The sequence below is a fragment of the Nocardia sp. NPDC051990 genome (assembly GCF_040680755.1).
Classification (GTDB): Bacteria; Actinomycetota; Actinomycetes; order Mycobacteriales; family Mycobacteriaceae; genus Nocardia.
Map to the genome: position 1 here is coordinate 179,648 of NZ_JBFAXH010000007.1, position 16,159 is coordinate 195,806.

Sequence of the window (16,159 nt, forward strand, 5' to 3'; positions counted from 1 at the left end):
CATGGCAGTCAAGACACTTCAGGATCTGCTGAACGAGGGTGTCGAGGGTCGGGGCGTACTCGTGCGCTCCGACCTGAATGTCCCCCTCGACGAGAACGGCGGGATCACCGATCCGGGCCGCATCATCGCGTCGGTGCCGACGTTGCGGGCGCTGGTCGAGGCCGGTGCCAAGGTCGTCGTCATGGCACATCTGGGCCGTCCGAAGGGGGAGCCGGATCCGAAGTTCTCCCTCGCCCCGGTCGCGGTGAAGCTGGCCGAGCTGCTGGACCGCAATGTCCAGCTGGCCGGTGACGTCGTCGGCTACGACGCGCTGTCGCGCTCGGAGGGCCTGACCGACGGCGATGTGCTGCTGCTGGAGAACGTGCGTTTCGATGCGCGCGAGACCAGCAAGGACGATGCCGAGCGGGCCAAGCTGGCCGCCGCGTTGGTCGAGTTGGTCGGCGATGACGGTGCGTTCGTCTCCGACGGCTTCGGTGTGGTGCACCGCAAACAGGCTTCGGTCTACGATGTGGCCAAGCTGCTGCCGCATTACGCGGGCACGCTGGTCGCCGCCGAGGTCGAGGTGCTCGCCAAGCTGGGGGGCGGGCTGGGGGACAATGACGCAGCCCCGGAGCGCCCGTACGCGGTCGTGCTCGGCGGTTCCAAGGTCTCCGACAAGCTGGCCGTCATCGAGGCACTGGCCCCCAAGGTCGACACCCTGGTGATCGGCGGCGGCATGTGCTTCACCTTCCTTGCCGCACAGGGTCTTTCGGTTGGTGCCTCGCTGCTGCAGGAGGAGATGATCGAAACCTGCAAGGGGCTGTTGGAGCGCTACGCGGACGTCATCCACCTGCCGCGCGATATCGTCGTGGCGAACAAGTTCGCGGCCGACGCGGATTCGAAGGTGGTGCCGGCCAACGAGATTCCAGACGGTTGGCTGGGACTGGATATCGGTCCCGAGTCGGTGGACCGGTTCGCGGCACTGCTCACCGAGGCGAAGACGGTGTTCTGGAACGGCCCGATGGGTGTGTTCGAGTTCGAGAACTTCGCCGCGGGAACCCGTGGCGTCGCCGAGGCGATCGTGACCGCGACCGGTAAGGGTGCCTTCACCGTGGTCGGCGGTGGTGATTCGGCCGCGGCCGTGCGCGCGCTCGGCCTGCCCGAGGACGGTTTCTCGCACATCTCCACCGGTGGCGGCGCATCCCTGGAATACCTCGAGGGCAAGGAACTGCCCGGTATCGCGGTGTTGGAGGACTGAACCATGGCACGCAAACCGCTCATTGCGGGCAACTGGAAGATGAACCTCAATCACCTCGAGGCGATCGCCCTGGTGCAGAAGGTCGCCTTCGCGCTGCCGGAGAAGTACTTCGCCAAGGTCGACGTCGCTGTCATCCCGCCGTTCACCGATATCCGCAGCGTGCAGACCCTCGTCGAGGGTGACAAGCTGCTGATCACCTATGGTGCGCAGGATGTCTCGACCCATGACCAGGGTGCATACACCGGTGAGATCAGCGGTGCCATGCTGGCCAAACTGGGGTGTACCTTCGCGGTCGTCGGCCATTCGGAGCGGCGGCAGTACCACTCCGAGGACGACGCCACCGTGCTGGCCAAGGCCAAGCAGGCGCTGAAGTACGGGATCACCCCGATCGTGTGCATCGGTGAGGGGCTCAATGTCCGCGAGGCGAAGACCCACGTCGAGTACAACCTCGAGCAGTTGCGTGGCTCGCTCAAAGGTCTGACGGCGGAAGAGATTTCGAAGATCGTCATCGCCTACGAGCCGGTCTGGGCCATCGGCACCGGTAAGGTCGCCACCCCCGCCGACGCGCAGGAAGTCTGCGGTGCGATTCGCGCGGAGCTGGTCGAATTGGCCTCGGCCGAGGTCGCGGCGAGTGTACGGGTGCTCTACGGCGGTTCGGTGAATGCCAAGAACGTCGGCGAATTGGTCGCGCAGACCGATATCGATGGCGCGCTTGTGGGCGGTGCGTCGCTCAAGGGCGACGAATTCGCCACACTGTCCGCGATTGCCGCCGGTGGTCCGCTGCCCTGACGGGTGAAATCGAATCAGCCCGGTAGCATGCCTGATCGCGTGCTACCGGGCTGATTTGTGTTCGGCCTTTTCGATCGGGGCGAGGCGCACCACTGCCGGGGCCGCGATGCTGTCTACGAATGGTCGACGGTGGACCGCGTGACGCCGGTGATGATGACCTACAAGGTTGCGAAGGCCGGCGGCGGCGCTGCCCATATCGAGGGGCGGGGAGTTCACCGATCCGGACGTGCTCGGTCCGCAGTTCGTCGGCAAGACGATTCCGGCGCGGACGGTGATCAAATTGGAGTCGGCCGATCGGGTGACCATGGAGCTCTACTTCGGGTAGCCCGGGAGGCGGAGCCGATCGCGGACCAGGTAGTCCTGACGCGGAAGTAGTTGTCGGGATCAGAGGTGGTTCACGATGAAACCGCTGGCTGTCAGTGCCAGCTCCAGTGGCTCGTCGTGCGGGCCCATTGAGATCTCGGCGGTCCGCACGTCCGGATAGTGCACATGTAATCGATACATGGTGCCGCGGAGCAGGGCGGCGAGTTCGGCCGGTTGTTTGGTGGCGTGCACGAGGCACAGCCTGGCGGTCTCCGCGGAGATGCCGACGGAGCATTCGGCCAGGAGTGCGCCATCGGGATCGATATAGCCCAAAGTGAAGGTGGTGTGCAGGAATTCGTCTCGTTCGGTGAGTAGCGCGGTGACGGTATCCATATCCCAGCCGCCGTTCTCGGTGTGGCGAATACGTCCGGCGGCAGCGTAGAGCTCGGCATAGCGGACCAGCGTTACCGGAGACGGCGGTGCGGGCAGCTTCTCGATGTGGGCGGACGGAAGATCCGGCCACGGACCGATCGCCACATGCCAGGTGCGTTTGCGGTCCGGATGGCGCAGATCCGGTGTGCGGGAGGCGTTTCGGTTCACGGCTGTGCCGCGCGCAGGGTCAGGCCGAAGCCGTTGGTATTGCGCAGGATCAGCGTCTCCGCGTCGATGGTGGCCGTCGTCTTGCCGTCGAGGACCTTCAGCACCGCCTGCTCGACCTCCATGATCTCCGGTGCGCACGCCATCTTCGTGGTGCCGATCTGGAAGGTGACGTCCGGACCGTTGGCGGCGGGTGATGGGGTGGCGTGACCGGTCATACGATTGCATCCGGCGCTGCCGGAGACCTTACCGTCGGCCGCGATGGTGAGCGTGGGCTTCACATCGTCCAGGGTCTGCGAACGGATCTGCGCATCGGGCGTCATCAGTGCGGAGACGATCCACGTCGTGCCGATGAGCGGCCGATCGGGCTGGGCGACCTTCTTGTCCAGCAACGTGACCGTTATTTTGTTCCCGATCAGCGTCAATGTCGAATTGTCGAGCCGCCACTTGGGCGGTGCCGCCAACACCTTGTCCTGCCAGCTATCGGCCTGGCTACGTTCGTCCGGACAGGCCATCAGTGTGGTCGCCAGGGTCCCGACATGCAGGATTCCTTCGGTCAGATCCACCGTGCCACTGGCGGTATTACAGCCGGAGTTCGCCGAGATCCTGCCATCGGCGAAGGTGAGCGTCATCGGGCCGCCGCCCGGAATCTGCTCTCCCTCGACACCGGTCGAGACAAAGGTGCGCCCCATCGGCGATGCCGCCGGTTTGTTCTCCTGCTTACCGTCATTCGAACACCCGGCCACCAGACCGGCCGTCACAGCCAGAAGAACCCCAACGCGCACCGTTGTCGCCGACATGTAGCCGATGGTACGGCGCGTCGCCGCTGGGAACCGCGCAACTCAGCTGACCCTCGATCCGCGGGGCTCGGAGTCCGCGATGGTGCACGCCGTTGTGTGGTCGGTACCTGTGGGCGTTCGGGGGGCAACCGTCCCGCTCGTCGACCATCAGTCGCCCGGCCGCCCACCGCACCGACCCGAGGCGCGCCCAGGTCGCGGCAAGCGGATCGGCAGCGCTGAGCGAAATAGCGAACGGGCACGTGCATCCACCCGTGGCTATGCTCGGGCCCGTGACCACAGCCGATGCGACGACACCTTTATCCACCTGGGCGCCGTTACGGTCGCGGATCTATCGGGCGCTGTGGGTCGCGCAATTGGTCTCGAATCTGGGTACCTGGATGCAAACCGTTGGGGCGCAGTGGATTCTGGTCGATGCGCCCAATGCCGCGACGTTGGTGGCATTCGTGCAGACGGCGACGACGTTGCCGGTGATGCTGCTGTCGATTCCGTCGGGCGTGCTGGCGGATCTATTGGATCGGCGCAGGTTGCTGGTTGGGGCGCAATCGGCCATGGCGGTGTTGGCGGCGGTGCTCGCGGTCTCGACGGCGACCGGGCATACCACCCCGGGTGTGCTGTTGGCGCTGTTGTTCCTGCTCGGGTGCGGGCAGGCGTTGACGGCACCGGCTTGGCAGGCTATCCAGCCGGAACTCGTTGCACGCGAAGAGATTCCGTCCGCCGCTGCGCTGGGCAGCATGAATATCAATATCGGGCGCTCGGTCGGGCCCGCTATCGCGGGTGTGCTGGTTTCGGTGTCCGGGCCGACGTTGGTGTTCGTGCTGAATGCGATCTCGTTCGTGGCCGTCGTCACGGTATTGCTCAGCTGGCGCAGACCGGTGAAGGAGCGGAAGCTGCCCAGTGAACGTCCGATGGCCGCGCTGCAGGCGGGCACCCGGTTCATTCGCGCCGCGCCCGCGATTCGGCGAGTGCTGTTGCGTTCGATTCTGTTCATCGCCCCGGCGAGCGCGGTGTGGGCGCTGCTTCCGGTGATCGCCCGTGACGAGCTCGGTTTGTCGTCCTCCGGCTACGGTCTGCTGCTCGGTGCGCTCGGACTCGGCGCGGTGACAGGGGCGATCGGCTTGGGGCGCGTCCGTGCTCTGCTCACGCCCACGCAGCGCTTGACGGCGGCCGCGATCCTGTTCGGCATCGCCTCGGCGGGTGCGGCGGTGGTGCGCAGCGTGCCGGTGGTGCTGCTGCTGTTGGTCGGGGCCGGATTCGCCTGGTTGCTCGCGATGTCGACGATGAACTCGACCATGCAATTGCTGCTGCCCGCATGGGTGCGGGCCCGCGGGTTGTCGGTGTACATGCTGGTCTTCATGGGTGGGCAGGCACTCGGTTCGCTGGTGTGGGGTTTGGTCGCGGGAGCGTTGGGCCCGGTGGCGGCGCTACTGGCGGCCGCGGTGCTGTTGGCGGGCTCCGCGCTGAGTTCGGTCTGGTTGCCGATCCGCCACAATGCGGAGGAATTGGATCTGAGCCCGAGCGCCTTCTGGCCGGAACCACAGCTCGTGGTCGAGCCGGATCCCGAGGACGGTCCGGTGCTGGTACTGCGCACCTACGATGTCCCGCCGGAGAAGGTCGACGAATTCCTGGCCGCGATGGTGTTCGTCGGACGGTCCATGCAGCGTACCGGCGCGATGGAGTGGCGGCTGTATCGCGACGTCGGGGTGTTCGATCGCTATGTGGAGGCATTCGTGGTGCGCTCCTGGTCGGAGCATATGCATCAGCATCAGGTGCGGCTCACCGCCCAGGACCAGCTGCGCGAACGTGCCGTCGCGGAGTACATGATCGGCCGGGACACCACCACACACCTGGTCGCGGTAGCGACACCGTAGGTCGCGTCGAGCCGGGGTGATTATGCAGGTATCGGCGCACACCCATAGACTGTCCGGCATGCGGATGTTCCTGGATATCCTCCTGATCATCACCAGCGTGCTGCTGGTGCTGCTGGTGCTGCTGCACCGCGCCAAGGGTGGAGGTCTGTCCAGCTTGTTTGGTGGCGGCGTGCAGTCCAGCCTGTCGGGTTCGACCGTCGTCGAGAAGAACCTCGATCGCATCACCATCTTCACCGGTTTGATCTGGCTCATCGCCATCCTCGGCATCGGCCTGGAGATCAAGTTCGCTTGAGCTGCCTGGCGACGATGATGGCTGCCGCTGTCGCCGCCGCCAGCACAAGGGTCGCGATGACGAAGGCCGTCACATAACCGTCGCCGATTACCGGTGCGACGACCAGGGGCCCCAGCATCTGCCCGGCACCATAGCCCGCGGTGAGGGTGGCCGCGGCGCGATGGTCGGTCAGTTCGGTGCCGATCTGAATCGCGAGCATGCAGATGCCCATGAACGTCCCGCCGAACAGCGCCGCCGCGATAATCGCGGACCATACGGTCGTCGAGGAGGCGAGCAAGGCCGACGATGCGCACTGCGCGAGCAGTGCGAGGACCAGGGCGGTCGTCGGCGTCCAGCGATGTGCGGCAATGCTCCAGAGCACCGCCGGTGCGGCAGTCGCGCCGACGATCACCCACATCGCCGAGCCCACGGTCGCGTTGTGTGCGCCGACGGCGGCCACCAAGAAGGTGCCGATCACGATATAGCCGACGCCTTCGAGCGAGTAGGCGATGAGCAGCGCGCGCCAAGCCGCACTCGTGCGTTTCGCGGAGACTACCTCGGCGCCCTGTCGGCCGTGGATATCCAAGCGGAAGGCGGGCAGTAGTAGGAGGGCGGTCAGTCCGGCGGCACCAAGCCACAGCCCCTGCCAGGACAGCACCGGTCGCGCGGCCAGCGCGAGCAATCCGGTGACGGCGATACCGAATCCGACGCCGCCGAAGGCGATACCTGCCGCATGCGTGCGGCCACTGAGCCGAGCGATCGCGCCCGCGCACCCGACGAAGATCACCGCACTCGCCACGCCCGCGATCAGTCGCAGTAGCGCCGGGAGCACCGTCGGTCCGGGCAGTACGACCAGTGCTTCGCTGGCCACCAGGACCCCGGCCGAAATCCGAAAAATATTGCGGCTGTTCAGATCCGGATGACGCGCGAGCAGCACCGCGCCCGCGAGATATCCCCCGTAGTTGGCGGCGGCGATCAGCGCGCCATCGTGGGCATCGATGCGGTGCGCATCCACCATCGCAGGCAGCAGCGGCGTGTAGGCGAAGCGCCCGACACCGACCGCGCCGGCGAGGCCCGCACCTGCGGCGAGTGCCGGTGCGAGGATGCGGCGCGGGGTGTCGAGGAGAGCTGATCCGGTCACGAGATTCGACGGTATGGGCCGCCGCCGAGCCTGTGAAATGCTTTCTGTGCACGATGTATACGCTCGACGCATGGATATCGAGCTGCGGCATCTGCGGGCCTACCTCGCACTGTGCGAGGAAGCGAACTACACCCGCGCCGCCGCCCGGCTACACCTCAGCCAGCCCGCGCTGACCAGGACCATTCAGCAGTTGGAGCGGCTGGTCGAATGCCGGTTGATCGAGCGCACGTCCCGGCGTTTCGAGCTGACCGACGAGGGGACCGAGCTGCTCGAACACAGCAGACGCATCATCGGCGATATCGAGACCGTCCAGGCGGATCTGCGCATGCGCGCCACGATCGAGGTCGGATTCACCTGGTTGCTGCCCGATGCCTGGTTCGCCGCGGCCCGCAGCCACTATGAGGCCCTGGGTGGCCGGATTTCGCTGCGCCGCGTGGAGGATCCGATGGCGGCACTCGACGACCGCTCGATCGATATCGCGATCCACCGCAACGATATCTGGCTCCCGCACCACCTCGAATCTCGCGAAATCGGTTCGGAGCAGCGGGTTCTGGCGGTTTCGGTGCATTCGCCGCTGGCTACCGCGGTCGAGGTGCGCTGGGCCGATCTCGCGCATTATCCGCTGGTGGCCAATACCGTTTCCGGCACCACCAATGCCGAATCATGGGACTCGCCCGATCCGAACCGCACCGTCGTCACTTGCACGAATTTCGACGAATGGATCGAACTCGTCGCGGCGGAACGCGGTATCGGGATTGTGCCGGTGCTGGCGCGCACTCGCGCACCGCATCCGGGCGTGGTCTATGTCGATATCGTGGATGCGCCGCGATCGCATATCTATCTGACCTGGCGGGTAAAGCCGACGCCATTGCGATCGGTAGACCGTTTCCTGAGTCTCGTGTGACTATCAGTCGTTGCGCGGAATGCGGCCGTCGACGTCGGTGAAACCGTATTCCTCGGCGAGATCCGCTATGCGCCAAGCCGATCCGGAGCGTTGGCGGCGGTTCGGGTCGGCGGCCAGTGCGACGACGGCACGACCGGGAAAGCGGGGGGATTCGGCGCTGTCGAGATCGTAGGTGCCCTCACCGGGCAGAGTGACCACCCGTCGGCCGTCCTTATCGCGTGGAACCATTTGCAGCAGTTCGGTATCGACGATTCCGGGCCACAGCGAGACCACCGTGACGCCGGTCTCGGCGAGATCGGCGGCCATATCCGCGGTGAGGCGGTCCAGCGCGGCCTTGGCGACGCCATACACCACATTGTGCATGTAGCGCTCGGCGCCCGGAGAGGAGATATTGGCGATCAGGCCCGCCGATTCGATCAGCAGCGGAGCGGCGAAAACGCTTGCGACATAATGTGATCGGACGCCGATATCGAAGGTCTCATCCCAGGCCCGCGGCGGCACCTCCCAGAACGGTTTGCCCAGCCATCGCGCGGCGGCGGGGGCGTTGTAGACATTGTTCACCAGCACATCGAGTTGGCCGTGCTCGTTGCGGATCCGCTCGAAGAGCCGTTCGACCGCATCGTCGTCGTGGTGATCGCAGACGACCGGAATCCCGACGCCGCCGAGCAGGTCTATCTCCGACGCGGTCGCGTGCACGGTCCCCGGCAGGCGTCCCGGTGCGGCCGAGCGTCCGGTGATGTACACCGTGGCGCCCGCCGCGCCCAATTCCAGCGCGATGCCCTTGCCGATGCCGCGGCTCGCGCCGGTCACCATCGCGACCCGGCCGCCTAGAACCCGAGGTATTCCGTTCATGATCCCGGGACATTACCGTGAAACAAGAACACGTTCTAGCAACTGGAGGCCGTAGTGGAATCGACCCATCGGTTCGTGACGAACAACGGCATTCGCATGCATATCGCCCAGCAGGGCGAGGGGCATCCGGTGATCTTCTGCCACGGCTTTCCGCACACCTGGTTCGTGTGGCATCGCCAGCTCGTGGCGGTCGCCGCGGCGGGCTACCGGGCCGTTGCGCCGGATTTGCGTGGCTACGGGCGCACCGATGTGCCAACCGATATCGAGGACTATACGAATCGCGCAGTCATCGGCGACCTGCTCGGCCTGCTCGATGCCATGGGCGCCGAGCAGGCGGTTTTCGTCGGACTGGACTTCGGGGCCGCGCTGGTATGGGAGTTGGCGTTGCGCGCGCCGGAGCGGGTGAGCGGCGTCATCGTGCTCAATAATCCGTTCGCCCCGCGGCCGCCGCGCGCACCATCGCAACTGTGGGCGAAGGCCGCCCAGCGTCACTTCCTGCACCTGGACTATTTCCAGAAGCCGGGTGTGGCCGATGCCGAACTGGGCGGTCGCACAAGGGAATTCCTGGCCCGCGTCTACTATTCGCTCAGCGCCGACTACCACTACCTCGATACCTGGCAATTCCCGGCCGAGGGGACCGGCTACCTCGACGTTCTCCCCGAAGCCCCACCACTGCCGTGGTGCTGGCTCGCCAGCGCCGAATTCGACACCTTGGCAGAGGATTTCGAGCGCACCGGCTTCACCGGCGGGCTCAATTGGTACCGGGTGCTCGATCGGAACTGGGAACTCACCGCCGAATTTGCCGATGCCGTAATCTCCGTTCCGACGTATTTCCTGTACGGTGACCGAGATCCGGATATGGAGGGATTCAGTGGGCGCGATCCGCTGGCAACCCTCCGTGCGAACATTTCCGATCTGCGGGCCGTCACCAAGATCGCGGACGCGGGCCACCTGGTGCAGTTGGAACGCACCGACGAGGTCAACACCTTGATTACCACCCACCTGCGCGACCTGGTCCCGAATCCGGCTCTCACGTGATAGCCGACGTGTGGGTCAGCGGTATTCGTCGGTGAGTTCGGGGTAGTCGCCCCAACTGGGCAGTGGGCGTCGGTCCAGGTAGGCGGTGAGACGGTCCAGCAGGTACTGCCAGCGGGGGCCGACCGAGCAGGCGTCGGCGGGGTAGATGTGGCGGCGGATCAGTTCGAGATTGGTGACGACGCCCACCTGGGTCATATGCAGTTCGAGGATGCCGCCGTCGACATGGATCACCAGATCATGTGGTGCGCGGCAGTCTTCGACGCGGATCGCGATGGGGCCGGGGACCGGTCCGTCGAATGGTTCGATGGTCAGGTTGCCATTGCCGCCGATGACCTTGCCGAACCAACGATCCAATTGCCGGTGTTCGGCGCAGGCGGACCATACGTCGAGTACGGGCATGCGGAACGACCGCAGATAGTGCAGCAGCACCCGGCCTTCCTCGATCGCCCGATCGTGTTCGGGTCGCACCTCGCCGAGCATGGACATCGTGGTCATAGCCGCGCCCTTTCGCCGCTGGTCACCGTAGGTCCACTGTATTTCCTCGGTGGTGCCGCCGAATCCGATTCACCGCAAGTCGGCCACCGCGTGTCGGATCGGTCGGCGCTACCGGGAGGTACTGACGAGGTCGGTGGCGGCGGATTCGATTCGGGATTCGTCGAGGAGGACGGTGCTGGCGGCCGGGCCCAAGGGGATGAAGGAATCTGCGCTGGTTAGGCGGGTTATGGGCCCGTTGAAACCGGCGTCGATCAGAGCGGTGCAGACGGCTTCGGAGAAGCCGCCAGTATGTCGCGTTTCGTCCGCGATGAGGACTCGGCCGGTGGCGCGAGCGTGGTGCAGTAGGTCGTCGAGAGGGAGCGGCGAGAGCCAGCGGAGGTCGAGGACGCGGGCTCGGATGCCCCGAGCCGAGAGGCGTCGGGCTGCCCGCAGACTCATGGGGACGCCGTTGGCGAAGGTGACGATGGTGAGGTCGTTGTCGTTGTCGTTGTCGTTGTCGTAGACACGGGCGCGGCCGATGGCGATGTGTTCGGTGTCGGAAGGTGTTGCGAGCCAGGCATTGTCGCCGGGGTGGTGCAAGTCACGGGTGTGATACAGGGCGATGGGTTCGAGGTAGACGCAGACGCGGCCGTCGACGCGGGCCGCGGAGACGCAGGTTCGTAGCATGGCGGCGGCGTCATCGCCGCGGGCTGGGGAGGCGATGATCAGGCCGGGGATGTCGCGCAGTGCCGCAATGGAATTGTCGTTGTGGAAGTGGCCGCCGAACCCTTTCTGATAACCGTAACCGGCGATGCGGACGACCATCGGATTCCGGTATTGCCCCTGGGAGAAGTACGACAGCGTGGCGGCTTCCCCGCGCAACTGGTCGGCGGCATTGTGCACGTAGGCGAGATACTGGATCTCCGGAATCGGTACGAATCCGGCGAGCCCGGCGCCCAAAGCCGTTCCCAGCACGCTTTGTTCGTCGAGCAGCGTATCGAAGACGCGGCGAACTCCGAACTGCTTCTGCAGGCCCTTGGTGACGCCGTACACGCCACCCTTGCGTCCGACATCCTCGCCGAAGACCAGCACATCGGGGTCCCGGTCGAGCAGCCCGGCGAGCGTCTGATTGATCGCCTGCGCCAATGTCACCGAATCACCTTGTGCGACCGTGCGTTCCGCTGTCTGTTGCTCGGTCGTGAGTGGCTGTCCGCTACGCCGATTATCACCAGGCTGGCCGCCTACTCCGGACGTGAGCGGAGCTCGACGAAGTACATCGGTCCGTACCAGGTCCGGATGTAGCGGGGCCAACGGTGCCATTACCGCGGCAGCGGAAGCCAGTTTTGGTTCGCCCCATACTGATTCGGCCATGGCGGCGACGCGGCCACCGATATCGTCGTAGCGTGCGATGACTTCGCTTGGGGTGGCGACACCGGAGGTGACCAGGAGGCGCGCGGTTGCCGTCACCGGGTCGCGGCGCAAGTCGGCGGCGATATCGGCAGGGGTGCGATAGGCGGATTCGACATCGGATCCGGCGTGGCCCATAAGCCGTACGGTGCGCAGGTGGAGGAAGGCGGGTTTGCGGTGTTCGCGCACCCAGTCGGCGGCCTGGGTTGCGGTTGGCGCAGCGTCGAGGAGATCGCAGCCGTCCGCGTCGAAATACTGCAGGCCGAGGCGGATGCCGTAGGACTGTTCGATCCAGCCGGGCGGGGTGGAGACGCTGATGCCGATCCCATTGTCCTCGCACACGAATAGCAGCGGTAATGGAACCCCTTGGCGCGCAGTGTGGATCGCGGCATTGATGGCACCAGCGGCGGTGGAGTGATTGGCGGAGGCATCGCCGAAACTGCAGAGCACCACCGAATCCGACGGCCACTCGCCCCCGACGCCGAGCCGTGCCGCGCGCTCGATCGCGAAGGCGAGTCCGACGGCGCGCGGCAGATGCGACGCGATGGTGGAGGTCTGCGGGATCACCCCGGCCGGTTTGCTGCCGAAAACCTTATGACGGCCGCCGGATATCGGATCGGCGGCCGCCGCGACCACGCCGAGCAGCACATCCCGGATCGGGTCGAGACCGGGCACCTGCCTGCTCCGGTGCACGAAGAATGCCCCGGAGCGATAGTGCAGTAGCGCCGGATCGGAGGGGCGCAGGGCCGCTGCCACCGCCGCATTGCCCTCATGCCCTGACGACCCGATGCTGTAATAGCCGCGCTTGGCAACGCCCAGCCGGCGCGCCGCGAGATCGAGATGCCTACTGGTCGCCTGTGATTCGAACAGGTCCAAGCACTGGGCTCCGGTGAGCCCGCCACCCTCGAGCGGCTGCTCGACGGGTTGGCTCGGTCGCGGCTCCAGCGCTGATAGCTCGGCACGAAATCGCTCATCAAGGTCGACTCGCTGTTCGGTCACGCTGTGATCATCTCCGACGAACACCGCTCCGGGTGCCCGATTTCGGCGCGATTTCCGAAAATATTCTGATCACCTCGATAGATGCGAGAAACTTCTCCGAGTAGAACGGTCCCAAATCGAGGATCTGTCGGCTATCTCCCGGTTGGGATGCTCCCTACGGCACCCGGTCATCGCACGACTCACAGTCGTACGCGCCACCGGCTGACCCACCCGTGCGCGGACTGGTCCTCGGCGCAACGGCACAGTGGTTGCGGAGTCAGTTCGCGGCGCCGGGCAATGCCGCCGCGGCGTCGCGATCCAGTAGCCACGTAGTGGATTCCGACCCGACGGCGCCCGCCGCGGGAATCTCTACCGGATCCGCACCCGCAACCACCGCGGCAACGGCCTCGGCCTTGGCTGCGCCGCCGACAACCAGCACAACGTGTCGACTGTGCCGGACCGCGGGCAGCGTCAGCGTGACCCGAACCGGCGGCGGCTTGGGCGAATCCGATACCGCGACAACGAGTTCATGCTGTTCGTGCACCGCAGTGGTATGTGGGAAGAGCGAATTCACATGCCCCTCGCCGCCCATACCGAGCAGATGCAGATCGAAGGCCCCGTGCTCGGCCAGATGCGCGTGCACCGCCGCCGAATACTCCGCCGCGGCCTCGACCGGATCCGGATACTCGCCATCGGAGGTGGCGACCGGATGCACCCGCGATGGATCCAACGGCACGTGATCCAGCAGCGCCTCCCGCGCCTGCAGATCATTGCGCTCGGAGTCGCCCGAGGGCACGAATCGCTCGTCGCCCCAGAACACATCGAGTCGCGACCAGTCGATATCGCCGGGTGTCTTGCGGACCAATTCCAGCAGTCCGATCCCGGTTCCGCCGCCGGTCAACACCACCGATGCGGAGCCACGTGCCGCCTGCGCCGCCACCACGACGGCGACGAAGCGTGCGGCCGCGGCGGCAACCAAGGCTTCGGTGTTGTCATGTACTACCACCACTGGTGCAGCTGAGTCCGCGCGCTCACTCATAGGTCACCTTCTCGATTCCGGCGAGTGCCTCGGCATAGATGTCGTCGGCATCCAGCCGACGCAGTTCTTCGGCGAGGCAGTCGCGAGTTTCCCGGCGCGCCAATGCGATTCGCTGATCCGGGTCACCGGTGCGGGTCAGTGTCGCGGTACGCCCGGTCTGCGGCCGCTCGATCGCGATCGATACCGTCGGGCGTTGTACCTCCACCCGCAACTCACCCGAGCGGCGTCGCACCGGACAGTCGAGCCGGGCGGCCAACCAGCCCGCGAGCATATCCAGCGCGGGTTCGTCGCGCAGCCCGGAGACGATGACCGAATTCACCGGTTCGAACGGCGCTTCGTCCAGGGCGGCCGCCAGCAACGCCCGCCAATAGGTGATGCGACTCCACGCCAGATCGGTATCCCCGGAGGCGTAGGAGTCGAGCCGATTCTTGATCGTCGCCTGCGGATCGGGGGCGAAGGTGGCATCGGTGATCCGGCGAGTCGCCAAGCGACCCACCGAATCCTTGGACGGAAACTCCGGGGCACCACGCGGCCACCAGGCCACCACCGGAGTATCCGGCAGCAGGAACGGGATGACGACGCTGCTCTCATGGTTGATCAGATCACCCTGCAGCCGCAGCACTATCACCTCGGCTGCACCCGCATCACCGCCGACGCGGATCTGGGCATCCAATCGCGTCTCGGCCGCGCGGTCCCCGCGCGCCAAAACGACCACGCGACAGGGATGTTCGCGGCTGGCGTCATTGGCGGCGTCGATGGCGTCCTCGGCTTCGGAGCTGTCCAGCGTGCACACGACCAGGGTCAGCACCCGGCCCATGGTGATCACACCATTGCTCTCGCGCAGGCGTACCAGGCGTTTGGTGACCTCGGAGGTGGTGGTCTGTGGCATATCGACGATCATGGCCGCCGCCATTCACGCCCGGTGCGGGCCAGCATCTCATCAGCCGAGGACGGACCCCAGGTCCCCGCCTCGTACTGTTCGGGTTTGCCGTCGGCGGCCCAGTGCTCGAGCACCGGATCCAGGATGCGCCAGGACAATTCGACCTCCGCGTTCACCGGGAACAGGGACGGCACCCCGAGCAGCACGTCGAGGATCAGGCGTTCGTAGGCCTCGGGGGAGGATTCGGTGAACGCCTCGCCATAGCTGAAATCCATATTGACATCGCGCACTTCCATGCTCGACCCTGGCACCTTCGAGCCGAACCGGGTGGTAATGCCCTCATCGGGCTGCACCCGGATCACCACTGCGTTCTGCCCGAGATCCTCGGTCATGGTCTGGTCGAACGGCAGATGCGGGGCCCGCTTGAACACCACCGCGATCTCGGTCACCCTGCGGCCCAGGCGTTTTCCGGTGCGCAGATAGAACGGCACACCCGCCCAGCGGCGGGTGTCGATCTCGAGGGTGATCGCCGCGTAGGTCTCGGTGCGCGATTGCGGGTCGAAACCCTCCTCGTCGAGCAGGCCGACCACATGTTCGCCGCCCTGCCAGCCCTCGGCGTACTGTCCGCGCGCGGTGGTTTCATCAAGGGGCGCAACGAGTTTAGTCGCCGAGAGCACCTTGATCTTCTCGGTCTGCAACTGCTTGGGCTCGAAGCTGATCGGCTCCTCCATGGCGGTCAGCGCGAGCAACTGCAGCAGGTGGTTCTGGATGACATCGCGGGCCGCGCCGATACCGTCGTAATAGCCGGCCCGCCCACCCAATCCGATGTCCTCGGCCATGGTGATCTGCACATGGTCGACGTAATTGGCATTCCAGATCGGTTCGTAGAGCTGGTTGGCGAAGCGCAGTGCCAGGATGTTCTGCACCGTCTCCTTGCCGAGATAGTGATCGATACGGAATACCGTCTCCTCCGGGAACACCCGGTTGACCAGTGCGTTGAGTTCGACCGCACTGTGCAGATCGTGGCCGAACGGCTTCTCGATCACCACCCGGCGCCACGGCTTGTGGCCCTCGCCATCGGCTTGCACCGGTTGGGCCAGTTTGTGCTCGGAGAGCTGATCTAGCACCACCGGGAACATATTCGGCGGAATCGAGAGGTAGAAGGCGTGATTGCCGCCGGTGCCCCGGTCCTTGTCCAACTTCGCGAGGGTGTCGGCGAGTCTGGCGAAGGCGGAATCGTCGTCGAAGGAACCCTGGACGAATCGGATGCCCTCGGCCAGGTAGTCCCAGACCTCCTGCCGAAAGGGTGTGCGGGCGTGTGCCTTTACCGCATCGAGCACGACCTTCGCGAAGTCCTCGTCCGCATAGTCCCGGCGGGCGAAGCCGACCAGTGCGAAGCCCGGGGGCAGCAGCCCCCGGTTCGCCAGGTCGTAGATGGCCGGCATCAGTTTCTTCCGGGACAGATCGCCGGTGACGCCGAAGATCACCATGCTGCATGGCCCCGCGATGCGGGTGACCCGCTTATCCCGCTCGTCGCGGAGCGGGTTCTTCCAGGTATTTGTCTGAGTGCCGGCCATCGGA

The 16,159-nt window shown here is 65.7% G+C and carries 16 protein-coding genes; 7 read left to right on the top strand and 9 right to left on the bottom strand.

All coding sequences use genetic code 11. The features are described from left to right. Position 1: 1 nt before the first annotated feature. The 3 genes from AB0L63_RS16200 to AB0L63_RS16210 all read left to right on the top strand — a co-directional run bounded on the left by AB0L63_RS16200 (position 2) and on the right by AB0L63_RS16210 (position 2,351). Positions 2 to 1,237 (top strand): phosphoglycerate kinase, encoded by a 1,236-nt coding sequence (locus AB0L63_RS16200; protein ID WP_364500665.1) that lies wholly within the window; start codon positions 2 to 4, stop codon positions 1,235 to 1,237. 3 nt (positions 1,238 to 1,240) lie between these two features. Then, positions 1,241 to 2,026, top strand: coding sequence for a triose-phosphate isomerase (gene tpiA, locus AB0L63_RS16205; RefSeq protein ID WP_364500668.1), 786 nt, complete (start codon positions 1,241 to 1,243; stop codon positions 2,024 to 2,026). Between the two features lie 166 nt (positions 2,027 to 2,192). Next, the gene (locus tag AB0L63_RS16210; RefSeq protein WP_364500670.1) at positions 2,193 to 2,351 is read left to right on the top strand and encodes a hypothetical protein; all 159 of its coding nucleotides are present in this window, start codon (positions 2,193 to 2,195) and stop codon (positions 2,349 to 2,351) included. A 59-nt stretch (positions 2,352 to 2,410) separates the two neighbouring features. Here AB0L63_RS16210 and AB0L63_RS16215 read toward each other — a convergent pair whose 3' ends face one another. Further along, positions 2,411 to 2,929 carry a hypothetical protein gene (locus tag AB0L63_RS16215; RefSeq protein WP_364500673.1) on the bottom strand — a complete coding sequence of 173 codons (519 nt, stop codon included), beginning with the start codon at positions 2,927 to 2,929 and terminating at the stop codon, positions 2,411 to 2,413. Further along, positions 2,926 to 3,726 (bottom strand): META domain-containing protein, encoded by an 801-nt coding sequence (locus AB0L63_RS16220; RefSeq protein ID WP_364500676.1) that lies wholly within the window; start codon positions 3,724 to 3,726, stop codon positions 2,926 to 2,928. Before AB0L63_RS16220 ends, AB0L63_RS16215 begins: the two co-directional genes overlap by 4 nt. A 257-nt stretch (positions 3,727 to 3,983) precedes the next feature. On the opposite strand from AB0L63_RS16220, the gene AB0L63_RS16225 reads away from it, so the two are divergent. After that, on the top strand, positions 3,984 to 5,594 hold the full coding sequence (locus AB0L63_RS16225; RefSeq protein WP_364501070.1) for an MFS transporter: 1,611 nt from the start codon (positions 3,984 to 3,986) through the stop codon (positions 5,592 to 5,594). A 58-nt stretch (positions 5,595 to 5,652) separates the two neighbouring features. Further along, positions 5,653 to 5,886 carry a preprotein translocase subunit SecG gene (secG, locus tag AB0L63_RS16230; protein WP_062991810.1) on the top strand — a complete coding sequence of 78 codons (234 nt, stop codon included), beginning with the start codon at positions 5,653 to 5,655 and terminating at the stop codon, positions 5,884 to 5,886. On the opposite strand, the gene AB0L63_RS16235 is transcribed toward secG, so the two are convergent. Next, a complete protein-coding gene (locus AB0L63_RS16235) occupies positions 5,873 to 7,006 on the bottom strand; it encodes a YbfB/YjiJ family MFS transporter (RefSeq protein ID WP_364500680.1) in 1,134 nt (377 codons plus the stop codon). The genes secG and AB0L63_RS16235 overlap by 14 nt on opposite strands. A 70-nt stretch (positions 7,007 to 7,076) precedes the next feature. Here AB0L63_RS16235 and AB0L63_RS16240 point away from each other — a divergent pair, with 70 nt between their 5' ends. After that, complete coding sequence (locus AB0L63_RS16240) at positions 7,077 to 7,910, top strand: LysR family transcriptional regulator (protein WP_364500682.1); 834 nt, start codon at positions 7,077 to 7,079, stop codon at positions 7,908 to 7,910. A gap of 3 nt (positions 7,911 to 7,913) precedes the next feature. Here AB0L63_RS16240 and AB0L63_RS16245 read toward each other — a convergent pair whose 3' ends face one another. Then, a complete protein-coding gene (locus AB0L63_RS16245) occupies positions 7,914 to 8,762 on the bottom strand; it encodes an SDR family NAD(P)-dependent oxidoreductase (protein WP_364500685.1) in 849 nt (282 codons plus the stop codon). A gap of 54 nt (positions 8,763 to 8,816) precedes the next feature. On the opposite strand from AB0L63_RS16245, the gene AB0L63_RS16250 reads away from it, so the two are divergent. Then, on the top strand, positions 8,817 to 9,800 hold the full coding sequence (locus tag AB0L63_RS16250; RefSeq protein ID WP_364500688.1) for an alpha/beta hydrolase: 984 nt from the start codon (positions 8,817 to 8,819) through the stop codon (positions 9,798 to 9,800). Between the two features lie 15 nt (positions 9,801 to 9,815). Here the strand turns inward: AB0L63_RS16250 and AB0L63_RS16255 are convergent, their stop codons facing one another. From AB0L63_RS16255 to zwf, 5 genes are all read right to left on the bottom strand, one after another. After that, complete coding sequence (locus tag AB0L63_RS16255; protein WP_364500690.1) at positions 9,816 to 10,295, bottom strand: hypothetical protein; 480 nt, start codon at positions 10,293 to 10,295, stop codon at positions 9,816 to 9,818. 108 nt (positions 10,296 to 10,403) lie between these two features. Further along, positions 10,404 to 12,680: a thiamine pyrophosphate-dependent enzyme gene (locus AB0L63_RS16260; RefSeq protein WP_364500693.1), complete on the bottom strand. Its 2,277-nt coding sequence runs from the start codon at positions 12,678 to 12,680 to the stop codon at positions 10,404 to 10,406. Positions 12,681 to 12,936: 256 nt separating this feature from the next. Continuing rightward, complete coding sequence (pgl, locus tag AB0L63_RS16265) at positions 12,937 to 13,698, bottom strand: 6-phosphogluconolactonase (RefSeq protein WP_364500695.1); 762 nt, start codon at positions 13,696 to 13,698, stop codon at positions 12,937 to 12,939. Continuing rightward, positions 13,691 to 14,599, bottom strand: coding sequence for a glucose-6-phosphate dehydrogenase assembly protein OpcA (opcA, locus tag AB0L63_RS16270; RefSeq protein ID WP_364500698.1), 909 nt, complete (start codon positions 14,597 to 14,599; stop codon positions 13,691 to 13,693). Before opcA ends, pgl begins: the two co-directional genes overlap by 8 nt. Continuing rightward, positions 14,596 to 16,155, bottom strand: a complete 1,560-nt coding sequence (zwf, locus tag AB0L63_RS16275) for a glucose-6-phosphate dehydrogenase (protein WP_364500701.1) — start codon at positions 16,153 to 16,155, stop codon at positions 14,596 to 14,598. Before zwf ends, opcA begins: the two co-directional genes overlap by 4 nt. Positions 16,156 to 16,159 lie beyond the last annotated feature (4 nt).

What these genes read in the sequence shown, in the direction of transcription:
- AB0L63_RS16220 (WP_364500676.1), bottom strand. Translation starts at nt 3,726, where the DNA reads ATGTCGGCGACAACGGTGCGCGTTGGGGTTCTTCTGGCTGTGACGGCC.
- AB0L63_RS16225 (WP_364501070.1), top strand. Translation starts at nt 3,984, where the DNA reads ATGCTCGGGCCCGTGACCACAGCCGATGCGACGACACCTTTATCCACC.
- secG (WP_062991810.1), top strand. Translation starts at nt 5,653, where the DNA reads ATGCGGATGTTCCTGGATATCCTCCTGATCATCACCAGCGTGCTGCTG.
- tpiA (WP_364500668.1), top strand. Translation starts at nt 1,241, where the DNA reads ATGGCACGCAAACCGCTCATTGCGGGCAACTGGAAGATGAACCTCAAT.
- AB0L63_RS16200 (WP_364500665.1), top strand. Translation starts at nt 2, where the DNA reads ATGGCAGTCAAGACACTTCAGGATCTGCTGAACGAGGGTGTCGAGGGT.
- pgl (WP_364500695.1), bottom strand. Translation starts at nt 13,698, where the DNA reads ATGAGTGAGCGCGCGGACTCAGCTGCACCAGTGGTGGTAGTACATGAC.
- AB0L63_RS16255 (WP_364500690.1), bottom strand. Translation starts at nt 10,295, where the DNA reads ATGACCACGATGTCCATGCTCGGCGAGGTGCGACCCGAACACGATCGG.
- AB0L63_RS16240 (WP_364500682.1), top strand. Translation starts at nt 7,077, where the DNA reads ATGGATATCGAGCTGCGGCATCTGCGGGCCTACCTCGCACTGTGCGAG.
- AB0L63_RS16245 (WP_364500685.1), bottom strand. Translation starts at nt 8,762, where the DNA reads ATGAACGGAATACCTCGGGTTCTAGGCGGCCGGGTCGCGATGGTGACC.
- opcA (WP_364500698.1), bottom strand. Translation starts at nt 14,599, where the DNA reads ATGATCGTCGATATGCCACAGACCACCACCTCCGAGGTCACCAAACGC.
- zwf (WP_364500701.1), bottom strand. Translation starts at nt 16,155, where the DNA reads ATGGCCGGCACTCAGACAAATACCTGGAAGAACCCGCTCCGCGACGAG.